Genomic DNA, 21702 nt, shown 5'->3' with positions numbered 1-21702 from the left:
AGGTTCAGCCGGTCACGGCACGTGCGGCCTGTGCGGCAGCGCGGATTTCCTCGGCGATCTCTTCTGCCTCCTCCGGGTCGAAATCCATCGGGATCTCAAGGCCTGGTGCCTCGATGAAAAGACGCACCATCCCCTGATCGGTCGGACCGATCTGCAGGTTAGCCTCAATATCGCGTTCGGTGTTGATGCCCATCATAGCCTCCGGGGACTGAACGTTCCTGCTACCGCGCAGCGGGTTGAGAATCAAGCGAACTATGCGTTCAGATAGGGCATGACCGATATTCTTATCAGACCGTTCCACCCCGGCGATGTGCCATGGCTGGTCGAACGCCACGGAACCCTATACGCGCGCGACGAGGGGTTCGACGCCAGCTTCGAACGCCTCGTCTCTCAGATCCTGGGTGACTTCGTCGCAGATCACGACCCCAAGCGTGAATGCGGCTGGATCGCCGAGACAGATGGCATGCGGCTGGGCAGTATCTTTTGCGTAAAGCATGATGCGGAAACAGCTAAGCTCCGCCTGTTTCTTCTGGTGCCCGAAGCCCGCGGGCAGGGCTTGGGCAAACGGCTTCTGACCACATGCATCGATTTCGCACGATCATCCGGGTACGGTTCGATTGTCCTGTGGACCCATGAAAGCCACCGTGCCGCTTGTGCGCTTTACCGGTCATACGGATGGCACCTGATAGACAGCAGACCGGTGCATTCTTTTGGCGTCGATCTGGTCGAACAAAGCTGGAAATTTCAGTTTTAACACCCTTGCATTCCCTGGGCGCGTTCGGTAAATCGCCCTCCACAAGTGCCGCCTTAGCTCAGTTGGTTAGAGCGCTGGATTGTGGATCCAGAGGTCCCCTGTTCAAGCCAGGGAGGCGGTACCATTTCTTTCATTCTTTCAAGAAAACGAAGTGCGCAGATGTCACTTGGGTTTTGATCGTTGCTTGAATTGAGGCAAAGACTGACGCCGCCAGTCCAGATTTTCCAGTCATCGTCGTGACAGCCTAGAGTTGCTCAAATCTTACAAGTGTGTAGCCGCAAATCATGGAAAATCTCAGCTTAATTCGGACAATAAGAAACCGAGGAGGAAGAGATGTGGAGGCGAGTACCGGAATCGAACCGGTGTACACGGATTTGCAATCCACGTTAGGATGCTGTTTTTATTTCATAAATCTGTAAAATGCGCCACTTATCGCCCACGAAAGATCAATGGTTTAGCAGCAGCACGTAAAAGAGTTACATTGGTTTTCTCAACGCGACGATCTTTGCGCTTGAGAGGCAGCCCCCAGAAAATTTTCGGAACTGGTATGATCGACCACTGACCCGTCGCCTCGATATGCAGGTTCAAGCACGCGGGCAGGGCTAGCGCGACCTTTATGCCAATTTTCAGGACAAACGTGCTGATCTCGTTACACGGCAGAAGGCAGAGCGCGGACCCTCAGCGACAAACAGATTCAAAGGGCGTCCCTGACTGTCACAAACCGCATGCAACTTTGTGTTCATGCCACCCTTGGTGCGCCCGATCAGAGGTCCACGTCCCCCTTGTTGACCGCAAGGCTGGATGCTGTGTGATGGGCTTTGAGGTAAGTTGCATCGATCATGACTGTCTTTTCTTCGCCGTGGTTGGCGGCCAAACCAACCAACATCTGGGCAAAGATGCCTTGTCACCCCATCGCTTCCAACGATTGTAGAGCGTCTTGTGTGGCCCCTATTCCCTGAGTGCATCGCGCCACCGCAACCCATTGCGATTTATGAAGATAATCCCACTAAGAACACGCCTGTCATCAACACGAGATTTCCCGTGGGACTTTGGGAAGAAGGGCTCCAGACGCAACATCTGCTCGTCGCTTAACCAAAGAAGATCAGACATATTCACCACTCGCTTTGAACGCGATGAATCACGCAGCCAAACGGAAATCAATGGGTCCTAAGCATAGAGAAAACCCAAATTAGTGGTACTGAGAATGGGGACTAGCCAGGGCAGAAGTCTTAACTGGAAGACAAAACGCTTGACTCTACTGATGTCTCAGCAACGATCTAAAGATTGCAGGTGGTGCTCGTAACAAGGCATTTTGAGCTAAACTAAATTTTTTGGGGGATTGGGAGATGGCGGAAGACACCGCAGAAGAAATTACCGAATTTGTCGCTGAGATTGCAAAGGAATATGTCCCGGCTCCATGGGGAGGGGTCGCTTCGATCCTCGTCAACCGCTACGGAAAGAAGCCAATTCAGTACTTCATTCCGGATGCGGATGACCTCGTGGTTCCAAATGGGGTAGTCAGCAGCCAAGCAGATTTCGCCGTTATCGGCATGGGGCATTGTGGATCACATGTGGCTGTAGCACTCGACAAAATGGTAGCAATTGAACCGCAATCATCAGACACAGGTTCCAAAAATACTATCCCAAGCGGTGCGTTAACTTCGCTAATGTCCGTTTTTCGCGATCCCAAGGGCGAAAGAGCACTCGAATTCAAACCCGTAATGCTTGTGGGTGATACTGATGAGACTACTTTTAGAGATGTTGAAGGGCTTACCAATATCGATGGTCAATCGACTCCCCAGGATGCGCCAGGTTTCCTGACGTTGTCATATGAACCTCTTGCTGCCGACGGTGTTGGTAACAATCCAATAGTTTCACAATTTTTCACGAGAGCACTGCTTGTCTGCCCGGACTCGGAAGGCGAGAAAAGCTATGGTTGGGAAGGGGCAAAGAACTTTCTTCTCAACATCACGTCCCCTGATGATCAGGGTAATGGCGAAGGAAAGCGCCCCCCTAGACTAGCCTTTTATGTTTTTAGCTCTGGGGGTGGTACAGGTTGCGGCGCTGCTGCAGAAATCCTGAAAGCTCAGCAGTTTTCTGCGTTAAGTTCTAAACGGAATGCTCTCACCTACTATTGCGCTGTCGCAGTATTGCCTGAAGCTCAAGAGAATGAACGAAAGAGAATTCTCAATAGCGGACGTTTTCTTGTACAGTATTTGGCCGACCAATATATTCAACTCAACAAATCAAGCGACTACAACAACGTACCAAAGTATCTTGGTGGGCTGGGAGTAACGGGTACATCTGCGCAGTCGGTTGATAAACAGTCCCTTCGTGACACCGAAAAACAAGCAAGGGCATTCCGGTCTTGGAACTCTGTACTATTTGTTTCCAATGAGATCATGAACCCGGCCTCGAACCATGGCAGCTTACAAGACGCTATTGAGCACTCAAATCAATATATCGCACAACAGCTCTTCAATCTGGCAGGGCCGCAGATTTCTGCAGGAACGCTCAGCACGAGTGATGCCACGGAGCTTACATCAAAGAATTTCGGTGCTATCAGGCTCGATTCGATGGATCTTTTAAGTAGCCTTAGAGGCCCGTGTGCATGTTGTTTTGCAGCGGCTGATCTTAAGGAAGCGACAAAAGACTCAGGCGAACCGCTGGAGTGGATACGCCAGCTATTTATGAGGTCCATTTCTCTACCTCAAATAAGGGGCGAGCTTGGTTTGATTGAAGGTATATCCGTCAAACCAACTGACGAAAAAACGTATGCAGAATTGTTTGGGAACGACAAAAAATCGGTAGAGGAAATTTTGTCGGCCGCGTCTGAGTTCAAGTTTTTTTCACAATGTGCCTCGGTTGTGTTCTCACTTACGGCTCCCCAACAGGGAGAAATAAAGCAAAGTGAAATCGACGAAATTATGAGACTCTTGAAGGTGCTCTTCCCAAATTTGCAAGAAACGCGCTTCTCGGTGATCTATGGTACCACTGAAAAATATACCCTTTCGCTCTACGTCGAGGGGTCAGTAGTTTTTGCCCCAGAAATTATGCGATCTGTTCGTAACTACGTTTTTATGTGTTGGCCCAAGTCGAGAGAGATGTCTGGAGACGAATTTAACGAATGGTGGGACAAAATTTTGAACACCGAGCCACCAATCGAAGACTCCGACATTTTCGATGAAATAGGTGCGATTGAAAAGTTATCTGACGAGTACCAAGGGCTCGACCACCTAAAGCAAATTGCTGAGGCTTCATGGAAAAGTTTGGCTAGCCGCTTTAAGGATGAAGAGCATCAAAAGTATCTTGAGAGTGCGGTCAGTTTCGATGATTTTGCTGTAAATTCCGGTGAGCTTGCTTCTGCTTTACGCTTTTATAACTATTTCAATCAAAGGGCGAAAAAACAACTTCTCGATTAAGCGGATGCCAACGCAGACAAAAATCGATGTCAAAAACTAATCTTGGTCGTCGTGGCTGATCAGTCCTTACGTCTGTTTCCCTGATCATGTTCAGCATGCCGTTGGATTTCATCCTACGCGCTTCTTTGACTCTGGTCATCGCCGGGGGCCATCGGTTCCTCCTTTCTTACGCTCGCTGCCCCGCGCCCCGGGTGGTGCGGGGTGCAAAAATTATTACCCCGATTCCACAAAAACAGGAGACTAAAGCGGCCTCTGCCGTAGTCCGGCAGAGAAAGGATGGGGCAAATAACACCATACCGGCATCTAAAAGTCACCACAGTCACGACTATTTACTCCTCTAACTATTTGAAAATAAAGGAGGTGGTGAGGGTGGTGATAGCCCTACTACGCGTGAGAAAACTTATATATACCAAAAAACTAAAAACATTTAGACGCACTCACCTTCACCACCACACTCACAACATAAACCTGAAAACCTATAGAGCCGCATTCGCGCTGGACGTAGCCTTGCCTATCAATGCTCTCAATACTATTGATCTGACAATCGTTTTTGTAGTCGCATTGTAGGGGACATATGGGTTGTCTGAGCAGACTAAGACAAGAAAAGCGGAGGAACTAAAGCAGCTTGGCCTGTGGTCGGTTGATGATCTGACCCATTTGCTGGATGACGAACTCTTGCAACTGCGTGCAGCCGTTGAGGTTCAGATGCGGGCACGAGGTCTGGCGCTGACTGTTGGTGCGGTCGGTGAGAAGTTGGTCATTGATTTGTTCAATGTGACGCCCGGATGCCCGAACCTGCTTGCGGCACCGACCGGAACGGCCAATATCGATGCGATCTCTCGCAAGGGCGAGCGATACTCGATCAAGACGGTTTGTAAGGGTAAGAAAACAGGCACAGTCTATCCTGATGCGGATGCGCCGGATAAGCAGCTGTTTGAGTTTATCTTGGTGGTAAAGCTAAATGATGATTGGACGCTTGATCGCGTCTATGAGTTTGATTGGGATGGGTTTATTGACAATCGATCTTGGGATAAGCGGATGAACGCATGGTATTTGCCAGCCTCCGCACGTGTTTTGGCCAGGGCCAAAGAATATGGACCAGCACCAGTCTAGGCGGTCTACGCCGCAAGCTTCATCATCTGGTCGATACTTCTCATATTTTGCCCGTGTTCATGACCAAAACCGGCCAAGCAATGGTCGTGTCGGTCGGGTGAGTGGATAGATTTGGGGAAGTTAAGCTGGTGGGTTCGTGATAGTGTCCTGATCTGACAAATTTTTGATTTCGTTACGCTGATGATCGCCTGTTAGAAACGCCGCGCACTGGTCTAGCACAAAATCTAGCGGCTGTTTGCGCCGCCCGCGAAGTGCGCATTCCCAAACGGTCAGGACGCGCCATTGGAGATTGACAAGGGCATCAGCATCGCGCTTGTCGCGGGCCGCGTTGGCCTTGATCTTGGCCAGCCAGAAGTCTCGTCTCGTGTTCGGTATTTTGAACAAATGACAATTGTGCCCGTGCCAGAAGCACCCATGAGCGAATATCACTGCACTGTGCTTTGCGAATACCAAGTCTGGTGATCCCGGCAAGCGGGCGACATTCAGGCGATAGCGAAAGCCTCGCGCATGCAGTCCACGTCCCAAAATACGTTCAGGTTTTGTGCCACGACTGCGGATGGCCTTCATGTTCTTCTGACGCTGCTCTGGTGTTAGGACATCCATCTTGCTCTGTCCTGGGTCATGGCGATGCTGCATTGCTGCGTGCATCTTTTATAATGGCGCGCAAGCAAGCGCAAATTTCAGCTAGCGACATGCCCGGTTTAAGTGTTGCCGCGCCAAATCGGAAGGTAGAACGGTAGTCGGGATGAAACAGACGTCCTGGCATCGCGGTTTTTTGATAGTCCGAATGGCTAGTGTCCGGGATATGGGGTGTGAGCAGATAGGCCGCTTGCACGATACCTGGAAAATCGCTCCCTCCGACGTCTTCAACCAAGGCATCGCGATAAGTGTGGATCGAGCTGATGGCGTCATTAAGGGCTGTGTCGATCCGGTATTTGGCATCGAGCACGATGAGCTTGGATGGACCTGGGCTAATTGAGTTTGGCCCTGCTAAAACGATATCGGGTGTCATAGTACGGCTGAATGAGCCCCGCTTATCATCGGCCTTCCAGAATTCTTCATAGCGCTTTTGGAACATGAGCTCCCAACTGGAGGAGACTTTGACGGTGACAGCGCTTGCGGCAATGGTAAGTCCGCCCGCGCTATTACCGATGAACAGATTCTTAAAATCAACAGCCGCGGGGCCAAATTCCCTTACTCCGGCATGCACTAGCCGTAAGAAACACCAAAGTTCATAGAGGTCGAAGGTGCGCGCCAAGGGCAGGTTGAGGAAGTCCCCAAAAACAGAGGCAAGGCCTAGATTGAACTCCTGATAGAGCTTGTAGAACTTGCGGTAGTTGGGATCGCTACGAAACAGAGATGTCAGTTGGAGCTGCGGTGATGCATGTGGCAGGTCCTTCAAGGGAGCAGCCTCGCGCATCACATGCACTCGTTTTGCTAGACGGCGACAACGATTGGCCCAAAGGGCAGCTGATTGGCTGGTTTCGGGATCACGGGGTTTACTCACAGTTTCAAGCTGCTCGGCGGATGCGGTGAGCCATGAAGCCCAAGAGGCAAGCACGGCTGCCATTTGCCGATGTTCTGGCAGATCAAAGGAGCTGAACCGTTCTTGAACCCGGAAATCCTTTGGCAGAAAGCCGCGAAGCGTTGATGGCAGGCGAGTATTTGGTGGCACGCGGGCAACACGGCCACGGGCAAAGGAACGGATCACTTCATTGCCGGTTGCTTTGCGCATTTGGTGGTAGGGAATGATGCGCTCTTCTGACCTGAGATGACGGCGTGGACGGCGCTCAATTTCTTTGATGACGCATTCAAGCGCGTCCATGCGGGATCGTAGATATTCGAGCCGGGCAATGGCGGGTGGCTTCGTGCTGATGTCCTGTTTGATGCCTTTGCGGAAATTGGTTAGGGCAAACAGGGCAAAGCTGTCATGCAAGATATCGCTGAGCATGGTATCGAAGTCGCTACGCGTGAGTTTTTTGCGGTCGGGATCGGTGATTAGCTCAAACCGTATGGGAGTGCGACCCGGTGTTTTGAGTTCAGCAGCCACTTCTCCTGCGTGGAAACCCGTCTGCCACCGCCAGCGTGCGGTGCGCGGTGTTCGCACTCTCAGAGCTTCAAGCGGCAGCCCATCGATGAAGAGATCGATATCCTGAACGCGATCACTGTCGCGGAGCTCAAAGATATAGCTGCGCACCTCACGGATTTCTCCAGCTGGGATGATATCGGCGGCGGGCCAGATTTGCCAGGATGCGCCCGTGTCTTCCGAGATAATATGCAGCGAGGACATGTACCCTGACGCCCTAGCGGCTGGCCTGAAAGGCACCGTATTCGTCCAGTTCAGCGGTAAGACTGTCGACAAGAGCCCTAGAGCGCGGCAGCGATGCGAGATGCTTTGCAAGATAATCAAGAAGTGAGCGCTGCGCTTCAGAGCCCCGGAGCTTGACCAGGAGCTTTTGAACCATCAGCTGGTCAAGCACATCATCTGAGCCTTGACCGAGCTTCTGCACGGCAAAGTCATGATAGGTGATCACCTCACTGATCAAACGGTAGCCAAAGCCTAGGCTGTGCGGACTCATCGCGCTTTGCATAGAATTAAGATATGGGCGGCAAGCGCTGCACGCTGCCGCAAGAGCTGGTTGCTTGGTCTCGATCTTGGTGATGAAACCGTCCACATCAACGTCGTTCATTTCAATGAGAATAGCTCGGTCGAGCACTTTGTCGCTGACCGGGTTGGTGGTTTCATCGATATTGATGGTGCCGGTAATGAAGAGGTTTGGCGGTAGCGGGATTGAAGCCGGGATGCTGCTTCCAGTTGATCCCTCAAGCGGCACGCCGTTTGAGTGGAGTGGTAGCGGCTCACCTGTCTCAATAGCGGAAAGCACGTCTGAAAAGTAATATTCGACACGGGCAAGGTTCATCTCGTCTAGGATAACGAAGACGGGTGAATCCCTGAACGCTGTTGCGACCAGCACAGCTTCCAGGAAAGGAGGCACTACATATCGATCGGTCAACACATCATAGTAACCTGTCAGTCCTGCTGGATCGGTCCATTCCGGCCTGACAGGGCAAACAAAGAGGAAGGGATCATCGGCGTCACGCGTTGCTTTGCCGTGGATGGCCCGCGCATAAAGTAGAGCAAGCTGGGTTTTGCCAGTGCCAGAAAGCCCGGAGAGAATGACGAAATGCTTGTGTTTGAGAAAGTTGAGCCCCGCATGATAGCGTGTGAGCTCGCCATTGGGATAATGCCCGCCAAGAGCGTTAACCGCCGTTTCGATATCAGGAAGTGCCAGACTGTCTGGCATGCGGGCCATTTCGGGGCTGACCGCGTTGGCCGCAGGCCAAATCGAGCGTGCTTCGTGGATGTTTTCCCGTCCGATAAGGCTGCCAAGATAGCCGACAAACTCGCGGGCCAGCAGTGATCGCCTAGCCGCTGCTGCTGGTGGATAGATAGCAAAGACGATTTTTTCAACTTTGACCGGACGGCTAATACTGCTCAAATCCTCTGGCAATTCGTCAAAGAAGCCTTTGTTGCGAAGATAGAGCTGACCGTCTTGTGCCAAATAGCCTTTGACGTTGTTGTTTTTTGCAGCGTAGTCGAGGCTATCTGGCGATTGTGCGGAAGCGGCCCCTGCGACGGTTGCGCCATCGGACGCGGTTGTAGCGGAGTCTGATGTGGCTTCTGCTTCATTGGGTGCGTCGTTAGTACCAGTCTCTTCGATCTCTTCTGCATCGCTAGCATCTGAGGCGCGCTTCCAGGGTTTAGAGGTGCCAACTGCCTTCATCTCAGCGAGACGGGCGCGGAGTTGCGGCATATCGGCTTTGATGATGATCGAAAAGTAAATCTCGTCTTCTGGCGGAAAGCGCAAAAGGCAGTGAACGATCAACTGATCGACGCTTGGCGCAAGGTTTTCGAGGTTGAGGTTAAAGCAGAAAAGTCCTCGGCCAATGATTTTGGCGCTGTTGGAGACACCAAGCGCATCGCGAAAGCTCGTATTTTTCGTTGCGCTTGAGTCGCTTTTAAGCGCTTGCCTGTAGAGCTCCTGCCGCTTTGTAATGTCCATAGTCGCTCTCTTGAGATTCTTGCATTAATGTGGCCGCCATTTGCGTCGCAATGGCTTTTGCCATGAGCGGTGGGACGGCGTTACCGATTTGCCTAAACGCTGGGTTCATCGTGCCAGAAAAGGCAAATCCATCTGGGAAAGACTGCAGGCGTGCTGCTTCTCGCACGGAGATGGTCCGCGCCTGGGCGTGGTCATAGTGGATGTGGCTATAGCTATCTTTGCCAAGGTGGGCCATGAGAGTCCTAGCTGGGGCATCGGCCCACATCTTGCGCCATTTATTGGGAAATTTCCCCGGATCATAGGGCGGGACGATGGATTTTCGGAGCGCCTCATAAGCAGCGCTGCCCTCTTTGAGGGGCTTGCTCTGAGCTGCAAGTTTTTGGAGCGCTTCTTCAAACATGACTTTGGCCTGAGCGAAGGCTTGCGGATATTGGTCGCCGGGTTCAAGCCGGGCGAATAAGGGGTAATCGCGTGGCAAAAATCGGATCACGTGATCAGACAGGGCGTTTCCAGCTTCAAAGCCGGGCCAGGAGCGCATTGTATTGGCGTAGTCAGAGAGCTTCGAGGCGTGGCCATAGGGGATGAGCTGATCAAAACGCCTTGCACCGCGTTTAAGCCGCCCCTCGGCCATTTCTTTGCGAGCATCTATGCGCGGCAGGTCTCCAAGGGCTTGACGCGCTGTGACCGCTGGGCTGAGGTCGGGTTTAGCCTCCGGCGGTGCGATATAGTCAAAAGCGTCCTCTAAGAGGCCGTCTTTTTTGAGAAATTTGAGCGCAACGGCGCGCGATCCCTCGTAGCCGGACGGAAGTTGAACCCAATGGGTGGGTTTAGGAAAAACGATCTGGTCAACAGCGTCACGGCGATAGGCCATGAGGAACATGCGCTCACGCATTTGCGGCACGCCGTAATAGGACGCGTTCAAAAGTGTATATCCGGCGATATAGCCCTTATCTTCGAGGACTTCGCAGATTTCTTCTGCGAGGTTTTGCCCGCCGTGATTGAGGACATCGGGCACGTTTTCCATAAGAACGGCCACCGGCTTGAAGGCCTCAACATAATGTAAGTACTCCTGGTAAAGCCTTGCGCGCGGATCGCGCCTGAAGGCTTCAGGATGGGCGTCCACTTCACGCAGCTTTGGCCGACCGACACGAGCAAAGGCCTGACAGGGTGGCCCACCGATGATGATATCAACGGCTTGGGATGTCTCTCCGAGTTCCAAGGTTCGAGCAAGCTCGTCGGGGCCTGTTTCTGTAATATCTATGGCCTTGGCATGAGCGTCTTTGCCGGGATGAAAATTTAGCCCGTGGGAGCGGGCAGCATCCGGGTCATGTTCCACAGCGCCGACGATCTCGAAGCCTGCTGAATGGAAGCCTAGGGACAGCCCGCCGCAGCCAGCAAACAGATCTAGAACGCGTGGAGCCTTACCGGAACGGAGCCGTGCAAGTTTGCTCAAGAATACGTCCGACGACACTGGCTCGACCCCCCGTTGCAGATGCGCTTATGGCTTACACCGTGAATGATCGGAGACGACCGACTCAAGTCACGATGCTGCTGTTTAGCACAACATATGGACCAGTGATGGGCAAGTCACGACTATATTGACATATGGATATCGGTGGCCCCGCACTTAACCGCCCTCTGTGTTGGTGATGATGCTAAGGCGCAACTGGCCCTAACCGCGTGAAGCTACGATTCGTGGCAGTTCAGCATAAGCCTTATGAGCCCTGGAGTTTGACTTTGAGAACCTCTTCCAATCGACCTAATATTGGCTCAAATCCGGAAAAATCAATATTCTCCGCATTCGTCTCAATTACCCATTTAGCAAAGATCTCCTTACCGTATTGGGTTGCGGTTTGATGGGATTTCAGCTGTGGATTGAATTTTTTCCCTTGTTCACTGTCGCAAGCGTCGCTTTTTCAAAAAGGTCTTCAATACTGGCAGGCTTTCCTGTCGGTATCGGAATTGGAACCACAAACAAGTTACGCGTCACGTGGTAGTGAGTCGCAGAACCGTCCACTGCAGATCTCGAACCAATTTGCTCGTTTACAACTGTCCACATCGGCTTGGCAGCTTAGTCGTTATCCACAATCACTATAACAGGCTGCCGTCGAGAACTTCTTCAAGTCGATCAAGGCCGAGTTGCTGCGGCAGAGGTCAACCTGCATGGCAAGCTGCGGGGTCGCTTCCTAAGTGAAGTCTCTAGTAATCGGGCCTGCCGGGTGTTTACCTCAGTGTTATGGGCACTGTCGTTTTCCAAGTTAAGAGAATGCATTTGGGTTGTGACTAGCTCCTTTAGGTTGCCGGTGTTTGGTGTTTTGTCGTGGCGAGCGGCTGTCACTTTTCACTGGATTAAACGTCTCCGCCATCCCAGTATCAACCATGACGTGCAGTATGTCTGCGGACTTCTCTGCACGTGTTTTGAGCCAAAGTATTTACGAGGTCCGATCCTGTGGAATTATTGATACTGCTTGTCGTTGCTGGGGTAGGTGTGCTGTTCGTCGTGCATAGCAAACGCCAGCCGGACAGAAGCACTAAGCCGACAAATCAACCAACTTCGGATTTGAAGCCGAGATTGGTCGCATCACGCCCCCAAGTAGTTCAGCAACCCCCGCGTTTCGATGCTGACAGTGCCGTACCAGAACCCACAGAAAAGCTACTGGAAGGCTCAGCCTATGTTGTGGACGGCGACACCATAAAAATACAGAAAACCCAAGTGCGTCTGTTTGGCATAGATGCGCCCGAGATTAACCACCCTTACGGCAAGAAGGCCAAGTGGGCCTTGGTGTCTCTATGCAAGGGGCAAAAGGTGAGGGCAGTGGTTACTGATGAGGATAACCACGGTCGTACAGTGGCGAAATGCTACCTTGAGGATGGGCGCGACCTGTCTGCAGAAATGGTCAAGCTTGGGATGGCGATAGATTGGCCAAAGTTCTCCGATGGGAATTACAGGAGCCTAGAGGTGCCGGATGTGCGTAAGAAACTGTGGCTGGCTGACGCAAGGCAAAAGGGGCGTATCAAGGTTTGGGAACAGTTTGAGGCGAGACAGGCTTCACTCAAGGAGAACAAGTAAGTCTCTGAGTGCTCTCACGGCTGTACTATGTGGTCCGCTGTAAAGTCCTATGCCTGATGATCAGAAGATGTTGCCCCGATGTGGTTGGAAAGGTCTAACGGCGGCGGTGTAATTTACACTGCCCAATAGGTCTATCAATTCAGAGTTGAACCCCTTGGCGCGGCCTTCTGCTATGGTCAGCAGTTCACTGAAAGCCATGGTAAGTATGCTATGGCCCCGGTGATGAGGTGGATGAACAAGGTTTGATAACGAACAGCCGCTGTGAACGATATATTGGCGCTTTCTACAGAGACCACCGCACAATGACCGCCCGCTGCGTTCAATTGAGACTAGCCAGCGATTGGCCGTAGCTGATGGCCATTCACGCGAATTTGTTTTGAAGCACTGCAGTTTGGCTGCTTGGGGCATCGGTGCCTCCAATCTCACGCTTTCTGTCCCGCGCCCCGGGTGGTGTGGGGTGAAAAAAATCACCCTAATTGCCCAAGGACAGGATAATAAGGCGGCCTCTGCCGTAGCCCGGCAGAGAAGGGATGAGGCAAAAACACCGCATCTGCATCTAAAAGTCACCAGAGTCACCCCAAACTCACCACTATTTATCCATATAACTATCTGAAAATAAAGGATGTGGTGGAGGAGGTGAGGGTGGTGATAGCCCTATTACGCGTGAGAAAATTTATATATACCAAAAAAACTAAAAACATTGAGACGCACTCACCTCCACCACCACGCTCACCGGCATAAACCAAATCCGCCATAGGTTCTTTGGCAATAAACCTTTCATGGGTAATTCGAGCGCATGTGCCTCGTGAGTTTTTTCATTTCCCGGATGCCGGTGCTTTGGGTTGTGGTTGTTGTTTTCCGTCACTAGTTGGCTTGAAGTTTAGTCGTTTTGTATACCGCCCGAGAGGGGCGGCGGTCGTACTGACGGTCACCCCGTGATGCTCGTGGTGAGCGCATGTGTTTTTGGCCGATTTTCGGGAGCGGGAACACTACAGCCAAAAAAGCACTCAAACTTGGACCGAACGCTCCTTCAATATGGCGCAACAATCAAAAAAGCGGAGTAATTTTAATGCCCTACAGAGTTGAGGGCAAGACGCTGAAACGTTCATCTTTTGAAATAGGAATCCAACCGAATGGGAAGGACAAACGCAGATTGAATATCTCGTTCTCTTCCGAAACCCCATACTTGCGCCACAACCCAGAAACAGGCGAACGATTTTGGGAAGTTTCAAAAGGGTCTGGGACCGGCCTGTCCGCATTCATCTGTGGTTCATGGAAAGAACTCTTAATTGGCCAGTGGGGCGGTATTGATATCATCACCGACGAAATGACCGAAGCCGCAAAGGGTAACGTTCGAATTGTGGCACATTCTGAGTGGGATATCTCGGTTTGACATGCTGAGGCGTTCGCCGCCATCACAGATATCGTCACGCCTAAACTCAAAATTAACCAGATGCGCGCCGGATGTTGGCGCGCATCACCTGAATTCTAGATGGGGCAAGGGAATGAGTTGCGAAGCACTGGCAACAGAAAAAATGGGCAACATGGGCATGTAGCAATCAACAATGGTATGCCACTCAACGTAGCGATCAGGAAGCTTGAAGCCGAGCATATTTGTGCTGCGCTCAATAAGGCCAAATGCAATAAAGCCGAGGCAGCGCGTTTGGCCGGAATGACCTATCCAACATTTGTGCGCAAGCTCAGCAATATCAAATTTCGCGTCACTTATGATGTAGATTGACAGAGAGGCCCAATCCTTTGCCGAACGCTGATAGGCGTTCGGTTTGGCATGAAGTAGAGAGATGGAAATGAGGGAAGTTTTCAGCGGATCAGATGAAGAGCTTTACCGTCGCGCGCTAGTAGGTGCAGCACAACTGGTTGTCAATTTTGGCGACGAGTTTTTGCCTGCATACAAGTGTTTAGAGGAAGAAGTTCGGCGGATTGAACAGGACGCCGACATTAGGGCACGCGCAATGGAACTGGCGCGATCTGCAAGGTAGAAAAGCCCGCTGGGGCTATCTCCGAACCAGAAAAACCAGTAGAACCGTTTGAAGTTGAGGTGCGCCAATGAAAAGCGACAAGCACGGTTCGTTCACGGTCGAAGGAGAGGCGTTAGGCTAGACTCTCTTGAACATTTAAGACGCTATGAGAAGACTATTCCGCACCATGGCTTTTGGATTGACTCCTTTCGGTTGTCATTGGCCAATCCAATCGCCAAAGGGATCAAAGTTTTGATGCTGACGGCGGTTTGTAGATTGCCTCAACGACGCAGCTTTGGATCTCGTACCCGGTTTCAGCGTTAACTTTCGCAACTCGCTCATAAATGTCGTTCAACCTCTCAACATCCGTTTCGTTGAAGGCGATGACCAAGAAGCGCCCTAGTTTTACCTCTTCGGCTTGAAGATATTTCGGTAGTTGCTTTTCCAGACCAGACCAAAACTTGGTGTTCTTGGCGAGCTTCATTTCTACCAGAGCAGTGAGCTTGGCTCCTTGCGATAGTTTGAAGTCTACCGGGCCAATCCCGATATTAACCTCGGGCGACACGTCGATGTTGTTTGCAAGGCAGTAGTGCCGGACAATCCCCAAGAACAATCGTTGACACGCGCTTTCGCTTTTTGGTCTGCCGTCGTCGTTGTAGATGAGTTCCCACCCGCCTTGGTTTTCGACGTAGTTTTTGAATATCGACAGCAACTTATCTATGAATTGTGGGAAGTCGGATGCATCCTTGAAATGCAGTTCTATCGGGTTTTCCTGAACAAATTCCCTAGACTTGTGGTACCATTTGACAAGTCCTTTTGGGTCTTCATCGAGATCATATGGCGCTCCGCCGATACGCTCTAGAAACGCAACATATTCTTCTACGCTGTCATAGTCGCCTAGTGCTTTTTCGAGTATCACTTCTTTTTTGACGTTGCGCGTAATTTCCTCACCCAACTCTGTCCGAAGTTCTTGGGCATTTTGATCAAAGCAGTATCCCCAAAAATCATCTGGATTCAGCGTCGGCAACGGTCGCAGATACTGCTTTGGCACGAGCAGGACTTGCTTTTCGCTGTATGGGTTGATCGGGGCATCTACGACAATGCGTTCCCACCGCCGTGTGTCTGGATTGAAGCGACCACGGTAGTGTGGGCACGCTTTGGTGGGAACTCCATACCCATCGCAGACGGATTTTGTGTACTCGGCAAACCTGTGTCTGAGGATATTGCCAACTGCGTCACTTACCGTGTCTTCGGCTATACCTTCTTGAAAAAGTTGCACCGTTTCGAAGTGCTTTGGATTGGCAAGCCCGAAAAGCACTGCTTTGTGAAATGCTTCGGCGATGAGCTTTGCTTTTCCGCCTGCGGCGCCTGCACCTCTTGTGCCTGATGCCGTAACCCCCAAGCAAAACTCTTCAACTTCGGGTGTGCCTAGAATGGAGATCGCCTTTTTCCAAGGTCGATCAGATTTGGTTTCACCGGCTTCGGCAACGATTTGGAAAGCGGCCTCATAAAAACTCACGATTTCTTCATGCGCACCGACAAAGGGGCCGAACTCGTCTTGAAAAATCAGGAACGGGTCAATGTACAGTTTCGTATCAAGGGTCAACAGAGGATCAAACCAAGGCTCTGTTCCATCTATGTGAATTCCAAACTGCTCTGAAAACAGCAAGTTTTTCTCCAATATTTTTAAGTTCTTGCGAGACTCTATCCAACCTTTCCATGGGTTGCACCCCCTCAGTTCCGTTTCGCTTAATGATTGTGAAGGGGCACTTAGTTGAGGACATAAGCTGGCGGTCCCGAAACAATGCTGCACTGACATTCGTTTTACGGAATGCCGCAAGTCACTCGTGGTCAGTCTTGTTGCGGAATTCTGAGTTTTTGTTCGATACCAAGTAGTTGACGCAACATAACTCTACCTATGGTAATAAATTCACCATGCCTGTTGTAATTTAATATGCGTGGAGGTAGCGTTTCCCATGTCGTCCGAAGGGCTTTATTTTCCTGCCGATAAGGCACTGATTGCGATGGGGAATACGTCTCGTCGCTGGGAAAACCACTTCGACATGAACAAGGTGTTCGTGCCGGAAGGGGTGAAATCCGTTGCATCAAGAGGACCGGGGCGCGGGAGGCTACGGCAGCTTTCGCTCGAGACAGTTGTGCAAGGGGCCATAGCGTTCGCACTGATCGACTGCGGAGTCGACGTTCGCGAAGCGTATTGGGCGGGAGCGCAGTTCGCCTACTATGGCCAGCAACCTAACCCCAATCAAATCCAGCCCAGATCAGCGCACATTCGGGTGCCGGGTAAGTTGTTCGCCGTTGGTGAGACATATCTGATCTTTGCGAATGAAGGGGCAGAGCGCCAGCAAAGCCGGTTGGCAATTGTATCAGACGCTGACTCGATGTTTGACCTGAATAAGATAGATAGTGTTCCCGGCGCAGTGATCGGGGCTGTCGAAGGGCGCGGGGCCGCGCCTCGGATCGTTCTAAACCTTTCCAATGTTTGCGGTCAGATTGCGGCGTCTCTCGGTCTCAGCTTCGCCGCCGTTTTTCTCACGGAGGCCGACAATGGATAACCTCGGCAGCTTCGGTATTGAACTGGTCACATCGGATGACCTTGCACACCGCCTTGGGTACTCGGGCACGAACGCTGCCTTTCGTGACTGGTGCGCTTCGATGCGCATAACGCCTGTTCCGGGGCGGCGAGGCTATTTTGATCCTGCTTTGGTTCGCCGCCGTCTTGATGAAGCTCAAGGGCTTCATTCTTCTGATAGCAGCGAGAACGATAGCTTGGTTGCAGCAAGGAGGGTTCGCCGTGCCACGCGGTAATTTGCCCCCGGAGGTCCATCGCGTGCGAGCCAAGCTCGCCGATGGCTCTGTCTGCTACTATTTCTCGCTTCGTGGTCGCAAAGGAACTGGTTTTTGGAAAGACCCTCGGCCATTTCCGAAAAATGCCGAGTTCTTCGCAGCTTACACCGCTGCGATGGTCGCCGCCGCGCCCAAGGTTGATCGGAACATGACTGAGGCTTTAGTCGAAACTTACTTGCAGTCTGCCGAATTTCAGACGCTCAAGCCGCGAACGCAAGCTGATTACAAGAAATGGGCGCTTCGGTTCTCGACTGAATTCAAGAATGACCCGGTGGCCATGTTTGAAGAGGCCGCATCGCGTGCCGAGGTGAATGAATGGCGCGCGCAATGGGCTCACTCACCGAAACAGTATGACTATGCCGGAACCGTAGTGACCAGAATTCTGAATTGGGCGCGGGATGCCGGAAAGCTGGCTGAGCACCATTGCAGTTTCAAAAAAGTGTACCGGTCTGACAGATCCGATGTTGTTTGGGCTCCAGAACACGTTGAGGCTGTCAAAAAGATCGCGCCGGAATGGGTGGTGCGTATTTTGGTGACAGCCTGCGAAACAGGAATGCGCCCCGGCGACTTGATAAGATTGTCGCGCGCTCACGTTGAGCCAACGCCGGGCGGTCGTCGGATTCGCATCAAAACCAACAAGCGCGGCAAATCTGCGTTTGTGCCGGTCAGTCAAGCTATGGCCCAAGTGATTGACGCAACACCTGATGATCGGCTGCTTATCCTGACCAACGCCAGTGGCAAGCCCTTGACCGAGCATCGGGCGTCTGAGGGCGTGCGTCAGTGGCGCGACAAGGCAGGGCTAACACCACAAAGCTTAGGCTATGACCTGCGGCTTTACGACGCCCGTGGTACGGCGGCCACGAGGCTACTGCGGGCGGGTCTATCGCTCTCTCAGATCGCTGGATGCATGGGATGGTCTCTGCGTACTGCTGCGGCAATGATTGAGCGTTACGCGCAGGTTTCGCCGGGTGAAACTGATGACGTTTTGACGCTTCTAAGTGAGGCCAAGGAGAGCAAATCGTGAACGGAATTGTAAAATGGATTGTAAAATGCGCTTCGGCAGAAATTGCCAATGCTTCTAACCCATTGAAAAGTAGTGGAGGCGAGTACCGGAATCGAACCGGTGTACACGGATTTGCAATCCGCTGCGTCACCACTCCGCCAACTCGCCTTTCCAAGTAAAATCAATCACTTGCCGTGGTGTTATGGGCGTTCTAGCAGCTTTCTGGAGGGAGGTCCAGAGCTTTGCGGGAAAACTGGGTGGGTCTCATGCCAAATCCTGTGGAATTTTTGTCGCGGTACGGTGGGGGCGGCAGCCCGTTGCCGCTGCGCTTTGGATGTGTCAGAAGTTCTTTTAGCTACTGAAACTTGATGGGCGGTCAGATGACAGACTTCGCAACCCGGCGCCACACTATGGTCGACACGCAGATTCGGCCCTCGGATGTGACCAAATTTCCGATTATTGACGCGATGCTGAATGTAGAGCGTGAGAATTTCGTGCCGGATTGGAAACGTGAAGCGGCCTATGTCGGTGACCTTGTGGATCTGGGGGGTGGCAGATCGCTGCTTGAGCCGCGGACGCTGGCCAAGATGCTGGACGCGTTGAACATTACCAACGATGAGATCGTTTTGGATATTGCCCCGGCGCTGGGATATTCGACTGCTGTTGCCGCGCGCATGGCGCAGCTTGTTGTCGGTGTTGAGGCGGACGAAGATCTGGCATCCGAGGCTCAGAACGCGCTGATGGAGGCGGATGCGGACAATGCCATTGTCCACACCGGCCCATTGGACGGTGGTGCGCCCGAACACGGCCCCTATGACGTGATCCTTATCCAGGGTGGCGTCGAGCAGGTTCCGGAAGCGATTTTGGACCAGCTCAAGGAACATGGTCGCATCGCCTGTTTGTTCATGGAGGGCGATTTGGGCACCGTGCGGATCGGTCAAAAATCCGCGGGCCAGGTCACTTGGCGCTTTGCGTTCAATGCAAGCGCACCGGTTTTGCCTGCGTTTTCCAAGGATTGTGTATTTTCGCTATAGTATCTCGGCAATTTGAATTGCCGCCTTGATTACTTGAATATATAGGCGCAAACTGTTCGAGTGGCTGCGTAAATTTGATTTGAGAGGAGTCCGGTATGCGTAGGACGGCACGTGGAAAACTGGTCAAAGCCCTGGTTTTGACGGCTGGCATTGCGCTCAGCGCTGTTCCCGGGCGTTCGGTGCTGGCCGACAACCTGACGGATGCGTTTATCGGGGCCTACAACACAAGCGGACTGCTGGAGCAGAACAGGGCTTTGTTGCGTGCCGCGGATGAGGACGTGGCGATTGCGCTGTCCGCGTTGCGGCCGATCATCAACTGGACCGTGCGGATCAGCCAGGATTACCGGCGCGCCAGAACTGCCGGGGTCACGACCAGCAACGAGCCTTCAAACTTCTTCTCCGGTCTGACCCTGAGCCAATTGATTTACGATGGTGGGGCGTCCGTTTTGGGCAAGCAATCCGCACAGGAAACCGTGTTGTCGACCCGCCAATCCCTGATCGACATCGAACAGCAGATCCTCTTCCGTGCGGCCACCGCGTATCTGAGCGTTCTGTTGCAGGAAGAAACCGTAACAATTCGACAGAACAACGTAGATTTGTCCGCTGAAGAACTCCGCGCGTCTCAGGACCGTTTTGAGGTTGGTGAGGTGACACGCACCGACGTCGCTCTGTCCGAGGCGCAGCTTGCAAGTTCGCGTGCGGATCTGGCGGATGCCCGTGGTGAGCTGAGCACTGCGCAAGCCGAATACGTGAACGCGGTCGGCAAACAACCCGGTCGGACCGCAGGCCAGCCCGGCCTGCCGAACCTACCGCGGTCGGTGACCGAGGCGCAAAGCCTTGCACAGCGCAACCATCCCGCGATCCTCTCGGCCCAGCATCAGGTTCGGGCCTTGGACCTGATCGTGCAGCAACAGCGCGCCAATCTGGGGCCGAATGTCAGCCTGAATGCCGATGCGGGTGTGACAGAAAGCTATGACAATGACGATTTTCGCAATGACGCTTCGGTCTCGCTGAACTTCAATCAGCCGATTTATTCCGGTGGCGGTCTGGCCGCTGCGGTGCGCCGCGCGATGGCAACCCGGGATGCATCCCGCGCAAACCTGTTGAATGTTCAGAAGGATATCACCCAAGGCGTGACCGATGCCTATGTGCGATTTGAAACCGCGACCGCCAGCTTGACCGCATCGACCGAACGGGTCCGGGCCTCGCAGGTCGCCTTCGACGGCATCCGGGAAGAGGCCACGTTGGGCGCGCGGACCACTCTGGATGTTCTGGCCGCACAGCAGGATTTGCTGGACGCGCAGTTGGCGGAAATCGCCTCTCGGACCGAGCGGTCCTTGGCTGCCTATCAACTGCTGCAGGCGCAGGGCCTTCTGACGGCCGAGCGTCTGGGGCTGGCGGTACAGATCTATGATCCGACCTTGTATTATAATCTGGTCAAAAAGGCCCCATCTCAGGTCAGTAAACAAAGTCGCGATCTGGATCGGGTTCTCAAGGCATTGCGGCGCGACTAGCACCGAATACTACCTGTTGTTTGCTGCGTATTGTTTGGCTACAGTTGATTTCAAAGGCCAGAGCGGTAGGAAAAAATGTCGGATAGTGGTGTGAGTACTGATATTGGGGACGTTTTGTCCTCGATCAAAAGGATGGTCCGCGAAGACATGAACGATGACGCCGAATTCCTTTTTGTCCCACCAGCAGCCGACCGCAAGCCCGGTCGTCTGGTTCTAACGGATGCGTTGCGCGTGGCCGAAAAGCCGAAATCGCCCGAAGCTGCGCCGCTTAAATTGGTGCCCGAATTCAATGTAAAAACTTCCGGTCCAGCACAGGCCGCAAACCTGTCTGAGCATCCGGCCGGACCTATGCGCTTGCAGCCTGCGGATCAAGTTTGCCCGGCTGAACAGGTGTCGGCGCCTCGTGACACTGACCCGGTGCATGCCGCACCAGTCGCGGAAGAGACGGTCGAGCACGAAAAGAAAGATCTGGCCAGTAGCCTGAGCGCCAAGATCGAAGCGCTTGAGGCCGCAATAGCGCGCACGGAAGACCAGTGGGAACCGGACGGCGAAAGCGACGACGCCTATTCAGGCACCCCAACGGGGTCTGTTGCATGGCCTGTTGAAGAGGCGCAGACACAACCAGCGGATGATCCGAGCGCCGAGGTGGAACAGAAAGTGCCCTTCATTCGGGATACGCGCACTGAAGAGGTCGACGACACGCCGATAGAACCGGAAGAGCCCGCCGCACAGCCCCTGGATGAAGAGACTCTAAAATTGGCCGTTGCCCAGATCGTGCGCGAAGAGTTGCAAGGCACATTGGGCGAAGGGATCACCCGCAATCTGCGCAAGATGATCCGGCGCGAGATCGCCAAGGCGATTGCCGAACAGGACGCGACCTAGAG

Annotated in this window: 17 protein-coding genes, 3 tRNA genes and 1 pseudogene; 12 read left to right on the top strand and 9 right to left on the bottom strand. The window is 52.8% G+C overall.

What is annotated here, in order from left to right:
* Nucleotides 1-4 precede the first annotated feature (4 nt).
* Nucleotides 5-193 (bottom strand): DUF6324 family protein, encoded by a 189-nt coding sequence (locus ACR0AG_RS05480; protein WP_480837170.1) that lies wholly within the window; start codon nucleotides 191-193, stop codon nucleotides 5-7.
* 78 nt (nucleotides 194-271) lie between these two features.
* Here ACR0AG_RS05480 and ACR0AG_RS05475 point away from each other — a divergent pair, with 78 nt between their 5' ends.
* On the top strand, nucleotides 272-754 hold the full coding sequence (locus ACR0AG_RS05475) for a GNAT family N-acetyltransferase (RefSeq protein WP_480837168.1): 483 nt from the start codon (nucleotides 272-274) through the stop codon (nucleotides 752-754).
* 47 nt (nucleotides 755-801) lie between these two features.
* Nucleotides 802-878, top strand: a tRNA-His gene (locus ACR0AG_RS05470).
* Between the two features lie 212 nt (nucleotides 879-1090).
* On the opposite strand, the gene ACR0AG_RS05465 is transcribed toward ACR0AG_RS05470, so the two are convergent.
* Together ACR0AG_RS05465 and ACR0AG_RS05460 are read right to left on the bottom strand one after the other, a co-directional pair.
* Nucleotides 1091-1191 (bottom strand) — tRNA-Ser (locus ACR0AG_RS05465).
* A 222-nt stretch (nucleotides 1192-1413) separates the two neighbouring features.
* Nucleotides 1414-1864, bottom strand: a pseudogene (locus ACR0AG_RS05460) (IS5 family transposase); the annotation flags it as partial.
* A gap of 236 nt (nucleotides 1865-2100) precedes the next feature.
* Here ACR0AG_RS05460 and ACR0AG_RS05455 point away from each other — a divergent pair.
* Nucleotides 2101-4176, top strand: a complete 2076-nt coding sequence (locus ACR0AG_RS05455) for a hypothetical protein (protein ID WP_480837166.1) — start codon at nucleotides 2101-2103, stop codon at nucleotides 4174-4176.
* Nucleotides 4177-4833: 657 nt separating this feature from the next.
* Complete coding sequence (locus ACR0AG_RS05450; protein WP_480837164.1) at nucleotides 4834-5289, top strand: hypothetical protein; 456 nt, start codon at nucleotides 4834-4836, stop codon at nucleotides 5287-5289.
* Between the two features lie 120 nt (nucleotides 5290-5409).
* Here the strand turns inward: ACR0AG_RS05450 and ACR0AG_RS05445 are convergent, their stop codons facing one another.
* Genes ACR0AG_RS05445 through ACR0AG_RS05430 form a run of 4 tightly spaced genes read right to left on the bottom strand, consistent with a single transcriptional unit; the run spans nucleotide 5410 to nucleotide 10806 of the window.
* Nucleotides 5410-5892 carry a very short patch repair endonuclease gene (locus ACR0AG_RS05445; protein ID WP_480837162.1) on the bottom strand — a complete coding sequence of 161 codons (483 nt, stop codon included), beginning with the start codon at nucleotides 5890-5892 and terminating at the stop codon, nucleotides 5410-5412.
* Nucleotides 5893-5908: 16 nt separating this feature from the next.
* Nucleotides 5909-7579, bottom strand: coding sequence for a DUF2357 domain-containing protein (locus tag ACR0AG_RS05440; RefSeq protein WP_480837161.1), 1671 nt, complete (start codon nucleotides 7577-7579; stop codon nucleotides 5909-5911).
* Nucleotides 7580-7592: 13 nt separating this feature from the next.
* Complete coding sequence (locus ACR0AG_RS05435; RefSeq protein WP_480837159.1) at nucleotides 7593-9353, bottom strand: McrB family protein; 1761 nt, start codon at nucleotides 9351-9353, stop codon at nucleotides 7593-7595.
* Entirely contained in the window at nucleotides 9310-10806 is a 1497-nt protein-coding gene (locus ACR0AG_RS05430; protein ID WP_249710093.1) for a DNA cytosine methyltransferase, read from the bottom strand. The genes ACR0AG_RS05435 and ACR0AG_RS05430 overlap by 44 nt, the downstream gene beginning before the upstream one ends.
* A gap of 996 nt (nucleotides 10807-11802) precedes the next feature.
* On the opposite strand from ACR0AG_RS05430, the gene ACR0AG_RS05425 reads away from it, so the two are divergent.
* The 3 genes from ACR0AG_RS05425 to ACR0AG_RS05415 all read left to right on the top strand — a co-directional run bounded on the left by ACR0AG_RS05425 (nucleotide 11803) and on the right by ACR0AG_RS05415 (nucleotide 14164).
* Entirely contained in the window at nucleotides 11803-12423 is a 621-nt protein-coding gene (locus ACR0AG_RS05425; protein ID WP_480837157.1) for a thermonuclease family protein, read from the top strand.
* A 1069-nt stretch (nucleotides 12424-13492) separates the two neighbouring features.
* On the top strand, nucleotides 13493-13816 hold the full coding sequence (locus tag ACR0AG_RS05420) for a hypothetical protein (protein ID WP_480837155.1): 324 nt from the start codon (nucleotides 13493-13495) through the stop codon (nucleotides 13814-13816).
* Nucleotides 13817-13915: 99 nt separating this feature from the next.
* Nucleotides 13916-14164 carry a helix-turn-helix domain-containing protein gene (locus ACR0AG_RS05415; protein WP_480837153.1) on the top strand — a complete coding sequence of 83 codons (249 nt, stop codon included), beginning with the start codon at nucleotides 13916-13918 and terminating at the stop codon, nucleotides 14162-14164.
* A 482-nt stretch (nucleotides 14165-14646) separates the two neighbouring features.
* On the opposite strand, the gene ACR0AG_RS05410 is transcribed toward ACR0AG_RS05415, so the two are convergent.
* Nucleotides 14647-16071, bottom strand: a complete 1425-nt coding sequence (locus ACR0AG_RS05410; protein WP_480837152.1) for a hypothetical protein — start codon at nucleotides 16069-16071, stop codon at nucleotides 14647-14649.
* A gap of 307 nt (nucleotides 16072-16378) precedes the next feature.
* Between ACR0AG_RS05410 and ACR0AG_RS05405 the strand changes: the two genes are divergently transcribed.
* Both ACR0AG_RS05405 and ACR0AG_RS05400 read left to right on the top strand, forming a co-directional pair.
* Complete coding sequence (locus tag ACR0AG_RS05405) at nucleotides 16379-16975, top strand: hypothetical protein (protein ID WP_480837150.1); 597 nt, start codon at nucleotides 16379-16381, stop codon at nucleotides 16973-16975.
* A 137-nt stretch (nucleotides 16976-17112) separates the two neighbouring features.
* Nucleotides 17113-18291: a tyrosine-type recombinase/integrase gene (locus ACR0AG_RS05400; RefSeq protein ID WP_480837149.1), complete on the top strand. Its 1179-nt coding sequence runs from the start codon at nucleotides 17113-17115 to the stop codon at nucleotides 18289-18291.
* Between the two features lie 73 nt (nucleotides 18292-18364).
* On the opposite strand, the gene ACR0AG_RS05395 is transcribed toward ACR0AG_RS05400, so the two are convergent.
* A tRNA-Cys gene (locus ACR0AG_RS05395) sits at nucleotides 18365-18438 on the bottom strand.
* Nucleotides 18439-18650: 212 nt separating this feature from the next.
* Here ACR0AG_RS05395 and ACR0AG_RS05390 point away from each other — a divergent pair.
* From ACR0AG_RS05390 to ACR0AG_RS05380, 3 genes are all read left to right on the top strand, one after another.
* The gene (locus ACR0AG_RS05390; RefSeq protein WP_480837147.1) at nucleotides 18651-19304 is read left to right on the top strand and encodes a protein-L-isoaspartate O-methyltransferase family protein; all 654 of its coding nucleotides are present in this window, start codon (nucleotides 18651-18653) and stop codon (nucleotides 19302-19304) included.
* A gap of 95 nt (nucleotides 19305-19399) precedes the next feature.
* Nucleotides 19400-20818 (top strand): TolC family outer membrane protein, encoded by a 1419-nt coding sequence (locus ACR0AG_RS05385; RefSeq protein ID WP_480837145.1) that lies wholly within the window; start codon nucleotides 19400-19402, stop codon nucleotides 20816-20818.
* Nucleotides 20819-20908: 90 nt separating this feature from the next.
* Entirely contained in the window at nucleotides 20909-21700 is a 792-nt protein-coding gene (locus ACR0AG_RS05380; protein WP_480837144.1) for a hypothetical protein, read from the top strand.
* The last annotated feature ends 2 nt before the right edge of the window (nucleotides 21701-21702 follow it).

The sequence above is a fragment of the Ruegeria sp. H6 genome (assembly GCF_056532975.1).
Note: the sequence above shows the minus strand (reverse complement) of the source record. Positions and strands in the feature narration are given on the sequence as shown.